This is a genomic window from uncultured Flavonifractor sp. (assembly GCF_944385615.1).
GTDB lineage: Bacteria > Bacillota > Clostridia > Oscillospirales > Oscillospiraceae > Flavonifractor.
This window is the reverse complement of the sequence record NZ_CALWXV010000053.1, coordinates 1-14521: the sequence shown is the minus strand read 5'-3', so window position 1 is coordinate 14521 and position 14521 is coordinate 1. Positions and strand designations below refer to the sequence as shown.

The window sequence follows — 14521 nt, the reverse complement described above, 5'->3', positions numbered from 1 at the left end:
CAGCAGCTCCATAAAACCGGAGAGGGTACGGGGTTTGATCTGGGCCATAGTGATGCTCCTTTGTATCGTAACATTGGTTATATCATGGTAGCGGCAGAGTATCTCCGGGGATACAGCCCGCAAAAAGGCGCTTTCGTCCCTTGTCACGGGACGAAAGCGCCAGCTTTCGTGGTGCCACCCATGTTCGGCGCGGCCGGGCCGCGCCCTCGGACCTTCTGGTGCGGGAAGGGGACCGCGCCCGTCTCCGGGCCCGCTGGTGGAGCCGTCTCCCGTCCGCCTGCCGCGGATACTCTCAGCCTGTGGTATCCTTCTCTGGTGCGGCGGTGTGGGCGGTACTTGCTCCGTCGTTGCGGTATCATAATTTGGGGCAGATGAATTATGCGGTAAAGGGTTTGGTCTTGGGGTTGATGATATCGCGCCAGTCCAGATCGCCCCGCTCCAGGCCGTGGATGAGCATCTCGGCGGTGGCCACGTTGGTGGCCACGGGGATGTTGTACTGGTCGCACAGACGGGTGATGTACTTCAGATCCGCGTCCAGGTCGCTGGACTGGGGATCGGAGAAGAACAGCACCATGTCGATCTCATTATAGGCGATACGGGCGCCGATCTGCTGGCTGCCGCCGTGCTCGTGGGACAGAAAGAGCTGCACCGGCAGACCGGTGGCTTCCGCCACCAGACGGCCTGTCGTGTTGGTGGCGCAGATCGTGTGCTTGGACAGGATACCACAGTAAGCAATGCAGAATTGGACCATCAACTCTTTCTTTCGATCATGGCTCATCAACGCGATATTCATAATGTTCCTTCTCTTCCTTTCCCAGATGGATTTAACGCAGCCTCATCAGCGGAACTTTCTGGCCGGTGAGACGCTTGGCGATGTTTAAGTAGGCCACCGCCGCCCCCCGGCTGGCGCACAGGATCAGCGGCTCTCCCCGGTTTCCGCTGAGGATGACCTGGGGGTCCTCCGGCACGATGCCCAGCAGAGGCAGACCGGCGGTATCCATGGCGTCGTCAATGGTGGTGTGCAGCCGCCGTAGCAGCTTGGGCTGGATGCGGTTGACCACCAGATGGAGCTGGGGCAGCGTGGTATGGAGGGTGGAGACGGTGCGCTGGGCGTCCCGCAGGGCGGAGGCGTCGGTGGTGGTCACCACGATGCCCCGGTCGGCCCCGCAGCAGGCCAGACGGAAGCCCGCGCCCAGTCCGGCGGGGGAGTCCATCAGGATATAGTCGTATTTCTGCCGGGCCTGCCGGAGCAGATCCCGCATGGCGTGCTCGCTGAGGGGCTCCTTGGGCAGATTGATGGGTGCGGTGAGCAGGCTCAGGCCCTGGATCACCGGATGGGGCACCGCCGCCCGCTCCAGGGAACAGCGCCCGCAGAGCACGTCGGTAAAATCCATCAGGGCCCGGTCGCTGAGCCCCAGATTCAAATCCAGGTTACGCAGGCCGATGTCCATATCAATGCACAGGACCTGATGCCCCAGGGCGGCCAGACAGGAGCCGACGCCGCCGGTGAGAGAGGTCTTTCCCGTGCCCCCCTTGCCTGAGGTGATAACGATTGCTGTGGACATAGGCTCACTCCCGACATACAAGATTAGAATAACACATTACTTGGTCAGACGCAATGCTTAACTTTGTCATAGATGCACAAATTCTCACTTATAGGGGCGATTTTTGTATTCTTGCCCACCTGCGGGGATATCCCTGGGGGGTGGGGGACACTTTTTCCACCACCACCACCCGGTGGGTCACGCCGGTGTGGGGGATGGTATAGTCCACCCGGGGCAGCAGACGGCCCCCCAGCTTGGCGATGGGCCGGGCCGCCCGGTCCACCTCGTCGCCGCTGTCCACGCTCTTCATGGCCAGGAATTTGCCCCCCACCTTCACATAGGGCAGACACAGCTCACTGAGCACTTCCAGAGAGGCCACCGCCCGGGACACTGCATAGTCAAAGCTGTCCCGGAAGCCCGCCTCATGGGCCTGCTCCTCGCCCCGGGCGTGGAGACAGGCTATTTTGTCAAGGGAAAGGGCCTCACAAACAGTACCCAACCAGGTCACCCGCTTGCCCAGACTGTCCAGCAGGGTCACGGTGAGGGAGGGCTCCAGGATCTTCAGGGGCAGGCCGGGAAAGCCCGCCCCGGTGCCCACGTCAATGAGGGTCTTGTTGGTGAAGTCCTCCCCGATGGTCAGCAGGGCGGCGCAGTCCAGAAAGTGCAGGTCCACCACCTGGTCGGGCTCGGTGATGGCGGTCAGGTTCATGACCTGATTTTGCTCCAGCAGCATTTGGCCGTATTGGGCCAGCTGGCCGGCGGCCTGGGGGGGAGGGGTCAGGCCCAGAGCGGCCAGACCCGCTTCGATCCGTTCTTTCATTGTCCACCTCCGAAATTGGCCAGCAGGGCGGGAACACCCAGGGCCAGACTGACCACGAAGCCCACGGCGCACAGGACCGCCAAAATGCCCATGGAGACCTTGCGGGCATAAGTGCTGTCCGGGCTGCGGAGCAGATAGACGGCGACGGCGAACATACCGGCGATGCCGGGGCAGGCAAACAGGGGGGCTATCCCGGTGAGATAGGCCCCCTGGTGGAAGAAGGGATACACGTTGAGGAACACCAGGCACACCATGTACACCACACCCACCCAGGCGATGATGCGCTTGATGGGGGAGGCGGGGACATAGGACTTCTGCTCCTCCTGGTCCCTATGGGTTTCGGGATGGTCATTCATGGTTTTGCTCCTTCAGCAGGTCTCGGATCTCGGTGAGCAGCTGCTCCTGGGTGGAGAGGACCGGCTGGGCGGGGGCGGTGTCGGCGGCCTCCTCCTTTTTCCGGTGGAACCGGTTGACGCCCTTCACCAGACAGAAGATAACGAAGGCCATGATGAGGAAGTTGACCACCGCCTGAATGAAGCTGCCGAAGGCGATGGTGGCGTTCCCCAGCTGGAAGGTGAGGGAGGCAAAGGTATCCTTGCCGATGAACAGGCCCACAAAGGGCATGAGGATATCGTTGGTCAGGGAGTCCACGATGGTCTTAAAGGCGCCGCCAATGATGACGCCCACCGCCAGGTCCATCACATTGCCCCGGGCGATGAATTTGCGGAACTCGGCCAGAAAGCCTTTGGTTTTCTCTTTTGCGGACATAGATACTCCTTTGTATGGGGTAAGAATCAAACAGGGGAGGGGGAGGCGGCCGCCGGCCGTCCCCCCGTTCCATTATGCCTTGGGGGTAAGCACTTCCTTGCCGCCCATATAGGGACGCAGGACCTCGGGGATCTTCACCGAGCCGTCGGCCTGGAGGTTGTTCTCCAGGAAGGCGATGAGCATCCGGGGAGGGGCCACCACGGTGTTGTTCAGGGTGTGGGGCAGGTAGGTGCCGCGCTCGCCCTTGACCCGCATCTTCAGGCGGCGGGCCTGGGCGTCGCCCAGATTGGAGCAGGAGCATACCTCAAAGTATTTCTGCTGGCGGGGAGACCAGGCCTCGATGTCGCAGGACTTGACCTTCAGGTCGGCCAGGTCGCCGGAGCAGCACTCCAGCTGACGGACGGGAATGTCCAGGGAGCGGAACAGCTCCACGGAGTAGCGCCACATCTGCTCGTACCAGTGCATGGAGTCCTCCGGCTTGCACACCACCACCATCTCCTGCTTTTCAAACTGGTGGATGCGGTAGACGCCCCGCTCCTCGATGCCGTGGGCGCCCTTCTCCTTGCGGAAGCAGGGAGAGTAGGAGGTGAGGGTCTGGGGCAGCTTCTCCTCGGGGATGATCTGGTCGATGAACTTGCCGATCATGGAGTGCTCGCTGGTACCGATGAGGTAGAGGTCCTCGCCCTCGATCTTGTACATCATGGCGTCCATCTCGGTCTGGCTCATGACGCCCTCCACCACGTTGCCGTGGATCATGAAGGGAGGCACGCAGAAGGTAAAGCCCTTGTTAATCATAAAGTCCCGGGCGTAGGCCAGCACCGCCTCGTGAAGCCGGGCGATATCGCCCATCAGGTAATAGAAGCCGTTGCCAGACACCCGGCCGGCGGCGTCCATGTCGATGCCGTCAAAGGACTCCATGATCTGGGTGTGGTAGGGAATCTCAAAGTCGGGGGTCACCGGCTCGCCGAACCGCTGGACCTCCACGTTGCAGGAGTCGTTGGGGCCGATGGGCACGGAGGGGTCGATGATGTTGGGGATCTGGAGCATGATGTGGCGGATCTGCTCGGCCAGCTCGGTCTCCCGGCCCTCCAGGTAGGCCAGCCGGTCGGCATCGGCCTTGACCTCAGCCTTCAGGGCCTCAGCCTCGGCCAGCTTGGAGGGGTCCTTCTTGGACTGGCCCATCAGCACGCCCACCTGCTTGCTCTTAGCGTTGCGGGCGGTGCGCAGGTCCTGGGCTTCCTGGATGGTCTTGCGGTTCTCCGCGTCCAGCTCAATGACCTGGTCCACCAGGGGCAGCTTGGCCTCCTGGAACTTCTTCTTGATGTTCTCTTTGACGGCGTCGGGATTTTCCCGGACAAACTTGATATCCAGCATGGTGTGCTTCAACCTTTCTTATCTTGATAGGGAAGGGGGGAGGGTCCTTGTGGGTCCCGCTGTTTCACGTGGAATCAGCCCTCCACACCCAGCGCGGCGCAGATCTCCTGATACCGGTCATAGGGGGAGAAGCGGTCGGTATCGGTCACGCTTTCCTTGGGCAGGCAGCTGGCCAGCTCGGTGCCCATACCGGCGATCAGCTCTCTGGCCTGGGTATAGCGGCCACGGACATAGGCCTCGTTGATCTGCCAGAACCAGTCCATGGCCTGGGCGCTCCGGGTCAGGTCGTTGACCTGCTGGCCCAGTTCTTCCAGCTGGTCCTGCTGGTCCCGGATGGTCTGCTGGTCTTCCGAAGCGGCGGTCTGCAAATCCTCCACCTGCTTGGTCAGAGCCTCGTTTTGCTGGATGGTGTTCTCCAGGGACTCCGAGGCGGAGTTGGAGGTCTGCTGTAAATTATCAATGGCCTCCTGGTTGGCCCGGCGCTGCATCAGGAAGGACATGAGCAGCAGCAGGAAGGCGGCAGCAAACAGGATCATCAGATAAAACAGGACCGGATTGCGCTTGCTGGGCTTTTCATGCTCCGCCGCGTGCTGGAGCTGGCCCCGCTCCTGCTTCTCGGGATCGGGATTGCTCAAAGCTCGGCACCTCCTTTGCCATCGGAGGGCAGCTGCTCCAACAGCTCCAACAGGGCGTTGAGATCCTCCGGGTTATAGTATTCCAATTCCACCTTGCCTTTTTTCTTGCCGTTGACAATGTGGACCTTGCGGCCAAACCGGGCGGCCAGGTCCTTCTCCGCCGCCCGCAGATAGATGGACAGGTCGGGGCCTGGGGAAGGGGAGGGGGGCTCCTTTTCTCCGGCGGCCAGACGCTTGGCCAGGGCCTCGGTCTGCCGGACGCTCAGGTCCTCGGCAATGACCTTCTGGGCCAGCTTCTTTTGCAGCTCCCCGCTGGGGACGGACAGAATGGCCCGGGCGTGACCGGCGGACAGCTTGCCCTCCTCCAGCAGCTGGTGGACGGCGTCGGGCAGGGCCAGCAGCCGCAGGGCGTTGGCCACCGCCGGGCGGGATTTGCCCACCCGCTTGGCCACCTCCTCCTGGGTCATGCCGTACTCGTCGATGAGTACATGGTAGCCGTTGGCCTCTTCAATGGGGTTTAAGTCCTCCCGCTGTAGGTTTTCAATCAGGCCCAGCTCCATGACCTTCCGGTCGTCGGCCTCGATAATGACGGCGGGGATCTCCCGCAGCCCGGCCAGCTTGGCCGCCCGCCACCGCCGCTCCCCGGCAATGATCTGATAGTAGCCGGAGGACAGCCGCCGCACGGTCAGGGGCTGAATGACCCCGTGGGTGCGGATGGAGTCGGCCAGATCGTGGAGGGAGTCCTCGTCGAACCGCTTTCGGGGCTGCTTGACTCCCGGCTCTACCTGGGAGATAGGGAGGGAGAGAGAACCGCCCTCCTGGGACTGGAGGGCGGCGTCTCCCAGCAGCGCACCCAGGCCTTTGCCCAGGCCGCGTTCCAATGCCATAGTTATTCGCTCCTTTCTTCCAGGGTGATGGCGTACTGGTTCTGCTCCAGCAGCTCGGAGGCCAGGGCGGTATAGGCCTCGGCCCCCCGGGAATAGGGATCGTAGGCCTGCACCGGCTTGCCGAAACTGGGAGCCTCGGACAGGCGCACATTGCGGGGGATCACCGTGGCGTACACCTGGCCGGGGAAGTGGCGCTTGACCTCCTCGGCCACCTGCATGGACAGGTTGGTCCGCCCGTCGTACATGGTGAGCACAACGCCCTCCAGAGAGATGCCGGGGTTCAGGGACCGCTTGACGATGCGGATGGTGGACAGCAGATCGCTCAGTCCCTCCAGCGCGTAATACTCACACTGCACCGGCACCAGCACCGAGTCGGCGGCGCACAGGGCGTTGAGGGTGAGCAGCTCCAGGGAAGGGGGGCAGTCGATGAACACATAGTCATAACTGTCGCCCAGCGTGTCCAGGGCATTTTTCAGCAGATATTCCCGTCGGTCGGCGGTAATCATCTCCACGGTGGCGCCCGCCAGGGATTTATTGGCGGGGATCACGTCTACATAAGGGGTGGTCACCACCGCCTTTTGTACCTCGGTGCCGTTGAGGAGCACATCGTAGATACTGGGGGAGATGGTTTTATCCACGCCGAAGCCGGAGGTGGTGTTGGCCTGAGGGTCAAAATCACAGACCAGCACCCGCTGGTCCAGCTTTTTCAGAGCGGCGGCCAAGTTGACGCAGGTGGTCGTCTTGCCCACACCGCCCTTTTGATTCACAATTGCAATGGTTTTAGCCATAGCGCACCTGCCTTTTTCTCTTTCACAGTTCGGGTTCTATTATATCCTCTTGCCAGACGCAATTCAACTGGAATTGAAAAAGAATGGATGGTTCCATGGCAAGCGGTGGGGGAGGGGAGAGAAAAAACAGCAATGTTTCACGTGAAACAAGGCAGGTGTTAAACAGGTGATAAAAAGGAGAGTGTTTCACTGTTTCACGTGAAACAATGAAACACTCCAAAAGAGAGGGATATCAACTCTTGGGAATGGTGATGGTCAGCAGGATGGACTCGTCCGTCTCCTGCCGCTTGCAGTTGGCGTTCACCCCGGCGCTCTTCATCATGGTCAGCCCCCGGGTGACGGTGTTGAGAAAGAGCCGCACATCCTTGATGATAAAGGCCGGCTTTTTTCGGGGGGGCTTGTCCGGCGCGGCGGGGTGGAGCAGCTCCTCCACATATTGCTCGGTGCTGGCCACTGTCAGCCCTTCCTCCGCCACATGACGGGCGGCCTCCTCCTGGAGGGCCGGGTCCTCCAGCTTCAGCAGGGCCCGGGCATGGCGCTCTGTGCAGCCGTGCTCCCGAAGCACCGACAGCGCGGCGGGGGGCAGCCGCAGCAGCCGCAGCTTGTTGGCCACCGCCGACTGGGACTTGCCGATGCGGCGGGCGGCCTCCTCCTGGGACAGCCGGTAGGTCTGGATCAGGGAGGACAGGGCGGCGGCTTCCTCTACAAAATCAAGGTCCCGCCGCTGGAGGTTCTCCACCAGGGCCAGCAGGGAGGACTCCTGGCCGTCCACGTTGACCACGATACAGGGCACCTCGGTCAGCCCTGCCAGCTTGGAGGCCCGGAGCCTTCGCTCGCCCGACACCAGCTCGTACCCGGTGCTTGTCCGGCGCACCGACAGCGGCTGGAGCACCCCGTGTTCCTGGATGCTGGCCGCCAGCTCCTCCAGCCCGTCCTGGGCAAAGTATTTCCGGGGCTGGCCCGGATTGGGCGAGATGGTGCTGATGGGAAGAAACTGGACCCGATTGCTCTCAAACAATCCCTTTCGACGTAGCAGCGGCATAAAAAGCGCCTCCTTCGCGGCATAAGTAGTTCATCTGATTATAGAGTACCACATTTTTTCGCAAAGGAACCCTAAGCCCGTCGAACGGGAAATATTTTCCCTTACAGGTCCAAAGCCTGGGCCAGATGGCGGAGAAAGACCAGATTGCTGGGGCGCTGGGGCGGCAGTCCGCCCATCAGTGAGATATAGGCGGGGGAGGCTCCGGCTTGCAGCTTGTCCACCATGGCCCGGATGTTTTTCTCCACGCTGGCGTAGCTGGTCCGCTGGTCGGTGATGGTGGGGGCGTAGGCCTCCTTCAGCAGAGCGTGGGGATTTTCGTGGAGCACCGCAGCGGCCCGTGCGGCGGCCTCCATCCCCAGACCGGCGGCTCCCATCTGGTCCAGCAGGTCCATGGCCGCCCGTTTCAGGGGGGTGAGGCAGAGAAATTGCAGCAGCTCGGGGAGGGCCTGGCAGTTCACCGGCTTCACCAGATAGTAGCTGGCCCCCAGCGACAGGGCGCATTTCACCACTCCCTGGTGGGACACCTGGGAGGTGACCACTACCACCGGACGCCCCCGCCGCCGGGCCAGGGCCCGCAGCACCTCCAGCCCATCCATGCCGGGCATCACCAGATCCAGCAGCACTGCGTCGGGCCGCAGCTGGTCAATGAGGGCCAGACATTCCAGACCGTCCTTGGCGGCGCCGCACAGGGACAGCCCGGGCAGCTGGGGAAGGGCCGCCGTCAGCAGCCGCCGGGCGGCAGGGTCGTCCTCCGCCACCAGGACCCGGATATCAACCCCCATGCTCCCTGTCACCTCCTGAAAGAAACCTTGGATGCTATTATGATAGCGGATAAGTCGCCGGAAGTAAATGGCCTGGGCCGGTTTGCCCTATGGAAAAAGGGACTGCCGCAGGTGGCGGCAGTCCCTTGGGACGGCAATGCAATTAGGCGGCGGGGGAGGCGGTGGGCTCCGCCGCGGGGGATTCGGTCTCAGGGGCGGGGCTCTCGGTCTCCACGGCGGGGCTGGCGGAAGCCTGGGCCTCAGCCTCGGCCTGCTGCTCCTCCTGCCACTCCAGCACCATGTTCATCATGAAATCATAGAAGGCCTTGGGGTCCAGCTTGTCATAGGCCTCGGTGGTCTCCACCTTGGCCTCCTCGGCCCACTGGTCCAGCAGCTTGTTCATGGCGTAGTTGGGATAGGCGGCCCGGGTATCCTCGTTGTCGGCGTCCTGCCGCAGCAGGATGTGATAGCCGCGGGATGTCTCCACAGGCTGGCTGATCTCACCCACATCCAGGGCGGTACCGGCGGTGACAAACTCGCTCACCAGGGAGGAGGTGCCGTCTACCAGAGAGCCGGTGGACAGGAAGGTGTAGCCGTTGGGCTTGAGCAGCTCCCCGGTGGTCTCGTCCCGGCCGTCGTCGCTCTGCTCGTTCATGGCGGTGTCAAAGGCGGCAATGGGGTCGGAGGCGGCGGTGATCTGGGCATAGAGGGCGTCGGCCTCTTCCTTGGTGGCCGCCTTCTCCTCGTCGGTGGCGGCGGAGCCGTCCTCATGGGTGGGGAAGGCAATGAGAATGTGCTTGCAGTTGTAGATGCCCTCAGAGTCGATCATGTTCTGGATATCCTCGTCGGTGGGGGTGAGCTCGCCGGACTCCTCCATGGAGCTTTGCAGGTTCTGCACCTGATAATAGGCGTCGTTAAGGGACAGATAGCTCTCCCGGGTGATACACTGCTGGTCCAGCCACTCCTGCATGGTCAGGCCGTAGTACATCTCATACATACTGCCCATCTGCTCCAGCTGCTCCTCGGCCTCGGCCCGCTGCTCCTCGGTGACGGTGGCCCCCGCCGCTTCGGCGTGGTTGGCCACCGCGGCGTACAGCTTGCTGATATCCTGGGCATTCTGCTTGAGGTAGTCGGCGGTGGGGGTGCCCTCGATCTCCTCCTCCCAGGCGGAATCGTCGGCCAGATAGCCCGCGTTCTTGGCGGTGGAGATGCTGGTCAGCAGCCAGTACAGATACTGGTCGGTGGTGACCTCCCGGCCGTCCACGGTAAAGAGCACCGTGTCCCGGGGCAGGCCGGTGGCCTGATAGGCGATGTCATCGGCGGCGGGGGTGGCGCTGGGCTGAGAATCGGTGGTGCCGCATCCGGCCAGAGCGCCGGTGAGAAGCGCGCCGCTGAGACCAGCGCACAAGAGTTTTTTCCAATTCATGTTTTGTTCCTCCTTGCTGCCGGGCATTCCCGGCCAAACAGGGTATAGTGTACACCTTTTCTCAGCCGCAGGCAAGAAAACCGGGGCGGCGTTTACCGAAAATTCACAAACGCCGCCCCGGTGAAAGGGGATTCTGTCTATGGTTTTTTGGGATGGGCCCTTACGCCCGCAAAAAGCCCTTGCCGAAGATCTCGCTGGAATTGGCCACGATCATAAAGGCGTGGGGGTCCACCTGCTTCAGGTGGCGGCGCAGGGCCACCGCCTGTCCCCGGGACAGCACGGTGAGCACCACATGGTGGACGTCGTGGGTGTAGGCCCCCTGGGCCTGCCAGACGGTAGCGCCCCGCACCAGGGTGTGGGTCACATAGTCGCACACATGCTCCGGGTCGGAGGTAATGACGAAGAAGGCCTTGCGGCGGTTGAGGGACTCAATGGCCGAGTCCACCAGCACCGACTTGAGGGCCAGACCCAGCAGGGAGCACAGGCCCGCCGTAACGTCAAAGACAAAGAGGGCGGCGGCAGCAATGGCTACATCGGAGATAAGCAGAGCAGTGCCCACGTCCAGGCCGGTGTACTTCTTCAAAATCATGGCGGCAATGTCGGTACCGCCGGAGGAGGCGTCAATATTAAAGAGGATGGCGGCCCCCAGGGCGGGCAGGATGACGGCAAAGAAGAGCTCCAGCATCAGCTGGTCGGTGAGGGGGTGGGTGAGGGGCCACACCCAGGAGAACACCTGAATGAGCCCCGCCGACAGCACCGAGCAATACACCGTGCGGAACCCAAAGCCCTTGTCCAGCATCAAAAAGCCCAGAATGAGAAAGAGCATATTGATAATGGTATTATAGGTAGAGGCCGACAGCATGGGCAGCACCTTGCCCAGCAGGACGGACAGGCCGGACACGCCGCCCATGGAAAAGTTGTTGGGAAATTTGAAGCAATACACCCCAATGGAGAGCATGATGGTGGCCAGATTCATCCATAAAAATTCTTTCCAGAATCGCTTTTTATCCGGTACCATGGCGGTACCTCCTTTCCTAGAGCGGGTCAGCGGGCGGCCCGGATGGCGCTCCACACGTCATAGCCGGTGGCGGCGGGAATGGTGCCCACCCGCCACAGCGAGGCCCCGGTGATGCCGAACAGCTTGGCCAGCTGGAGCTTGTCCGTCACGCTTTGGGCGTCTTCATACCATACCCGGTATAGTTTCCCGTCCTCGGTGGTGTAAACGGCGCTGGGATTGCGGTATTTTTCGCTGTAGGTCACCACGGTATCCGGCTGGTTCAGCCGGGCGGTGAGCGTGTCGGTGGCCGGATGGTAGATGGTGGTCTCCAGCAGCCGCCCGTCCCCGTCAATGTGGAAGCCCGCCGTGCCAAAGGAGATGGCCAGAGCCACCTTGCTCACATCCTTCACGCCGGTGTCCGGGTCGGTGATGTCGTGGAGCGCCTCATATACCGGGGCGATGGGGGTGACGGGGGAATCGGTGTTGCCGGTACCCACATAGGACTGGGGGACGGAGGTCCACTGATAGTCGTGGGCCATCAGGATCACCTTGTCGCACACCTCGCCCAGGCCCCGATAGTCAAAGCCGGTGTACCAGGTGTCGGGCTGAACGCAGACATACAGGGTCTTGCTGTCGGGCAGTTCCTGCCGCAGCTCTCTCATAAAGGTGACATAATTCTTATTTATGTCATCCCCTTTCGGTCCCTCAAAGTCGATGGTCAGCCCGGCGTAATCCCCGGCGGCGGCCACCAGAGCGGAAATGGCCTGCGCCCGGGCCTGGGGATCGTTCACTGTGGCCCCCACGGTGGAGGTGGTGGAGCCGTCGGCCAGGGTCACTGAATCCACGGCGGAGCCGAATACACACAGGTTATAGGAAACCCCGTGGCCGTCAAAGTAGTCGGTGGCGGGGGTGGGGTCGGAAGGTTTGATCCAATCGTTGCCGTTGGCGCTGGTGGAGTTGAGGACGGGGCCGTCCTCGCCATACTCCAGCTTGGCCCAGCCCACGCTGACAGCGTCCATACTGGCGGTCAAATTGATCTGGGAGTAGGAGGAAAAGGCGTAAAAGCCGTGGAGCCAGTCCAGACCGGCGTGATAGCGATCGTATACCCGCACCAGCATGGCGGCGGCCTCCGCCCGGGTGGCGGAGTGGGTGGGCAGGAATTTGAGCTGCCCGTTGGGACCGGCCACCCCCCGGATCATGCCGATGTCATAGGCGATGGCCATATAGCCGGTATCCTCTTTTACATCGTCAAAGGGCAGGGACAGGCCGGACAGGTCCTGAGCCAGGGTGTCATACCCCAGGGCCCGCACCAGCATCACCGCCATCTCCCCCCGGCTGATGTAGTCCAGAGGACGGAACGCGCCGTTTTCGTCCAGTACATCGTGGGCCCGGGCGGTCTCCACGGCGGAGTAGTACCAGGCGTCGGCGCCGCAGTCTATGTAAGAGGGAGTGTCGGGAGAGAGCATGTCCCAGTCAAACATCCGGCACAGGATGGTGACAAATTCCGCCCGGGTGATCTCGGCGTCCACCCCGAAGTTGCCGTCGGGATAGCCCTCCATCAGTCCATATTGCTGGGCTTTTTGAATATCGGCCTGGGCCCAGTGGCCGCCGGTGTCGGAAAAGGCCCGGGCCGCCGGGGACAGGGGAGCCGCGCACAGCAGCAAAACAGCGGTCAGCGCCGCCGCGCAGATACGGCGTCTGAGCATAGGAGCAGAACCTCCTTTATCATATCGTTTCCGTCAGGTACGGTCCCATTTTACCAAAGGACGGGGAAAAGTACAATGAAAATCCCAGGGGGGCAGTACGGGCCGGGCCGAAAAATCAACTCGTCATATCAGACAAAATTTCTAAAAACAGATGACGGGACAGCGGTTTTTTGATAGAATATGGTCAGTTGCAGTAGGATGCAGAATTCGATACAATAAATATGAATTTTTTGTTAAGGAGACGGCGATATGAAATTGCTGGAAGAGCGCATCCGCACCGACGGCATCATTCGGGAAGGCGGCGTGCTGAAGGTAGACAGCTTCCTCAACCATCAGATGGACGTCAAGCTGTTTCAGGAAATGGGCAAGGAATTTTTGCGCTTGTACAAGGACTGCGGGGTTACCAAGATTTTGACCATCGAGGCATCGGGGATCGGGATCGCGTGTGTGGCCGCGCAGTTTTTTGATTGCCCGGTGATCTTTGCCAAGAAGAACAAGACCAAGAATATCGCCGGCGATGTGTACACCTCCAAGGTGGAGTCCTTCACCCACGGCAAGGTGTACGATATCATTGTGGCCAAGCAGTTCCTGCTGCCCGAGGACCGGGTGCTCATCATTGACGATTTCCTGGCCAACGGCTCCGCCCTCCAGGGGCTTATCAACCTGGTGCGGGACGCGGGGGCCACCCTGGTGGGGGCCGGTATTGCGGTGGAGAAGGCCTTCCAGCCCGGCGGCGACCTGATCCGGGGCATGGGCGTCCGGGTGGAATCTTTGGCGAAGATCAAGAGTATGAGTGTAGAGAACGGCGTGGAGTTCTGCTGAGAACGTGACCGAAAATACGACGGGGGGCAAGCCCCCGTCCTGCGATATAGGAAAGCAAGGCGGTTTGGATAGCCGCCTGCGAAGCCTGTCTTTTTGTGTGTTCAGACCAGCCCGTCAGGAAGCGGGCTGTTTTGAAGGAAAGTTGGAAGCGATACTGGATCTTAAAGGAGGAATACGGAACATGAAGAAGAGAAAACTGCTTGCGCTGCTCCTGGCCGGGTCTATGACCCTGAGCCTGGCCGCCTGCGGCGGGGACGCCCAGGGGAACAACAACACCCCTTCCGGCGGTGAAAACACCTCCGGCAACAGCGACACCCCCTCCGGTGAGGGCAAGACCGTCAAGGTGGGCCTGATCTGCATCGGCGACGAGAACGACCAGGGCTATACCTACAACTTTATCCGGGGCCAGGAGGCCGCCACCGAGGCGCTGGCCGCCAAGGGCATCAACGTGGACTGGCAGATCAAGTGGAACATCGGCGAGGACTCCTCCTGTGAGGACGCCAACATCGAGCTGGCCGAAGCGGGCTGCGACCTCATCATCAACAACTCCTACGGCTTTGAGCCCTTCATGCTGAAGGTGGCCCCCGACTATCCCGAGATCGAGTTCATCTCCTGCACCAACCAGGCCTCCGCCGTAGACGACCTGGACAACACCCACAACGCCTTCGCCAACATCTACGAGGGCCGCTACCTGGCCGGTGTGGTGGCCGGTATGAAGCTCCAGGAGATGATCGACAACGGCGATATCACCGCCGACCAGGCTGTCATCGGCTATGTGGGCGCCTACTCCTTCGCCGAGGTGATTTCCGGCTTCACCGCCTACTACCTGGGCGCCAAGAGCGTGTGCCCCAGCGTGACCATGAAGGTCCAGTTTGTGGGCTCCTGGTCTGACGCTTCTGAGGAGGGCAACGCCGCCCAGGCCCTGTGCGACGCCGGGTGCGTCATGATCTC

General features: G+C 61.6%; 16 protein-coding genes. 2 read left to right on the top strand and 14 right to left on the bottom strand.

The features are described 5' to 3' along the window. Window positions 1-376: 376 nt before the first annotated feature. From Q0J75_RS11375 to Q0J75_RS11310, 14 genes are all read right to left on the bottom strand, one after another. Entirely contained in the window at window positions 377-793 is a 417-nt protein-coding gene (locus Q0J75_RS11375) for a methylglyoxal synthase (protein WP_087187280.1), read from the bottom strand. A 31-nt stretch (window positions 794-824) separates the two neighbouring features. Continuing rightward, the gene (gene minD / locus Q0J75_RS11370) at window positions 825-1565 is read right to left on the bottom strand and encodes a septum site-determining protein MinD (RefSeq protein WP_297201310.1); all 741 of its coding nucleotides are present in this window, start codon (window positions 1563-1565) and stop codon (window positions 825-827) included. A gap of 88 nt (window positions 1566-1653) precedes the next feature. Beyond that, a complete protein-coding gene (gene rsmG / locus Q0J75_RS11365) occupies window positions 1654-2364 on the bottom strand; it encodes a 16S rRNA (guanine(527)-N(7))-methyltransferase RsmG (RefSeq protein ID WP_297201307.1) in 711 nt (236 codons plus the stop codon). Then, window positions 2361-2720 (bottom strand): hypothetical protein, encoded by a 360-nt coding sequence (locus Q0J75_RS11360; RefSeq protein WP_297201305.1) that lies wholly within the window; start codon window positions 2718-2720, stop codon window positions 2361-2363. The genes rsmG and Q0J75_RS11360 overlap by 4 nt, the downstream gene beginning before the upstream one ends. Then, a complete protein-coding gene (mscL, locus tag Q0J75_RS11355; protein ID WP_297201303.1) occupies window positions 2713-3132 on the bottom strand; it encodes a large-conductance mechanosensitive channel protein MscL in 420 nt (139 codons plus the stop codon). Before mscL ends, Q0J75_RS11360 begins: the two co-directional genes overlap by 8 nt. Window positions 3133-3204: 72 nt before the next feature. Next, window positions 3205-4506, bottom strand: coding sequence for a serine--tRNA ligase (serS, locus tag Q0J75_RS11350; RefSeq protein ID WP_297201300.1), 1302 nt, complete (start codon window positions 4504-4506; stop codon window positions 3205-3207). Between the two features lie 74 nt (window positions 4507-4580). Then, the gene (locus tag Q0J75_RS11345) at window positions 4581-5141 is read right to left on the bottom strand and encodes a hypothetical protein (protein ID WP_297201297.1); all 561 of its coding nucleotides are present in this window, start codon (window positions 5139-5141) and stop codon (window positions 4581-4583) included. Beyond that, window positions 5138-6028: a ParB/RepB/Spo0J family partition protein gene (locus tag Q0J75_RS11340; RefSeq protein ID WP_297201294.1), complete on the bottom strand. Its 891-nt coding sequence runs from the start codon at window positions 6026-6028 to the stop codon at window positions 5138-5140. The genes Q0J75_RS11345 and Q0J75_RS11340 overlap by 4 nt, the downstream gene beginning before the upstream one ends. 2 nt (window positions 6029-6030) lie before the next feature. Next, window positions 6031-6816, bottom strand: a complete 786-nt coding sequence (locus tag Q0J75_RS11335; protein WP_297201289.1) for a ParA family protein — start codon at window positions 6814-6816, stop codon at window positions 6031-6033. Between the two features lie 232 nt (window positions 6817-7048). Next, a complete protein-coding gene (locus tag Q0J75_RS11330; protein ID WP_297201286.1) occupies window positions 7049-7858 on the bottom strand; it encodes a ParB/RepB/Spo0J family partition protein in 810 nt (269 codons plus the stop codon). Between the two features lie 101 nt (window positions 7859-7959). After that, window positions 7960-8640 (bottom strand): response regulator transcription factor, encoded by a 681-nt coding sequence (locus Q0J75_RS11325; protein WP_297201284.1) that lies wholly within the window; start codon window positions 8638-8640, stop codon window positions 7960-7962. A 142-nt stretch (window positions 8641-8782) separates the two neighbouring features. Then, window positions 8783-10045, bottom strand: coding sequence for a peptidylprolyl isomerase (locus Q0J75_RS11320; protein ID WP_297201281.1), 1263 nt, complete (start codon window positions 10043-10045; stop codon window positions 8783-8785). A gap of 160 nt (window positions 10046-10205) precedes the next feature. Beyond that, complete coding sequence (locus Q0J75_RS11315; protein WP_297201277.1) at window positions 10206-11063, bottom strand: YitT family protein; 858 nt, start codon at window positions 11061-11063, stop codon at window positions 10206-10208. A gap of 26 nt (window positions 11064-11089) precedes the next feature. After that, window positions 11090-12748, bottom strand: coding sequence for an S-layer homology domain-containing protein (locus tag Q0J75_RS11310; protein WP_297201272.1), 1659 nt, complete (start codon window positions 12746-12748; stop codon window positions 11090-11092). Window positions 12749-12997: 249 nt separating this feature from the next. Here Q0J75_RS11310 and Q0J75_RS11305 point away from each other — a divergent pair, with 249 nt between their 5' ends. Together Q0J75_RS11305 and Q0J75_RS11300 are read left to right on the top strand one after the other, a co-directional pair. Continuing rightward, complete coding sequence (locus Q0J75_RS11305; protein WP_297201269.1) at window positions 12998-13570, top strand: xanthine phosphoribosyltransferase; 573 nt, start codon at window positions 12998-13000, stop codon at window positions 13568-13570. A 181-nt stretch (window positions 13571-13751) separates the two neighbouring features. Further along, window positions 13752-14521, top strand: a 770-nt coding sequence (locus tag Q0J75_RS11300; RefSeq protein ID WP_297201264.1) for a BMP family ABC transporter substrate-binding protein, incomplete at its 3' end; no start/stop codon positions are given.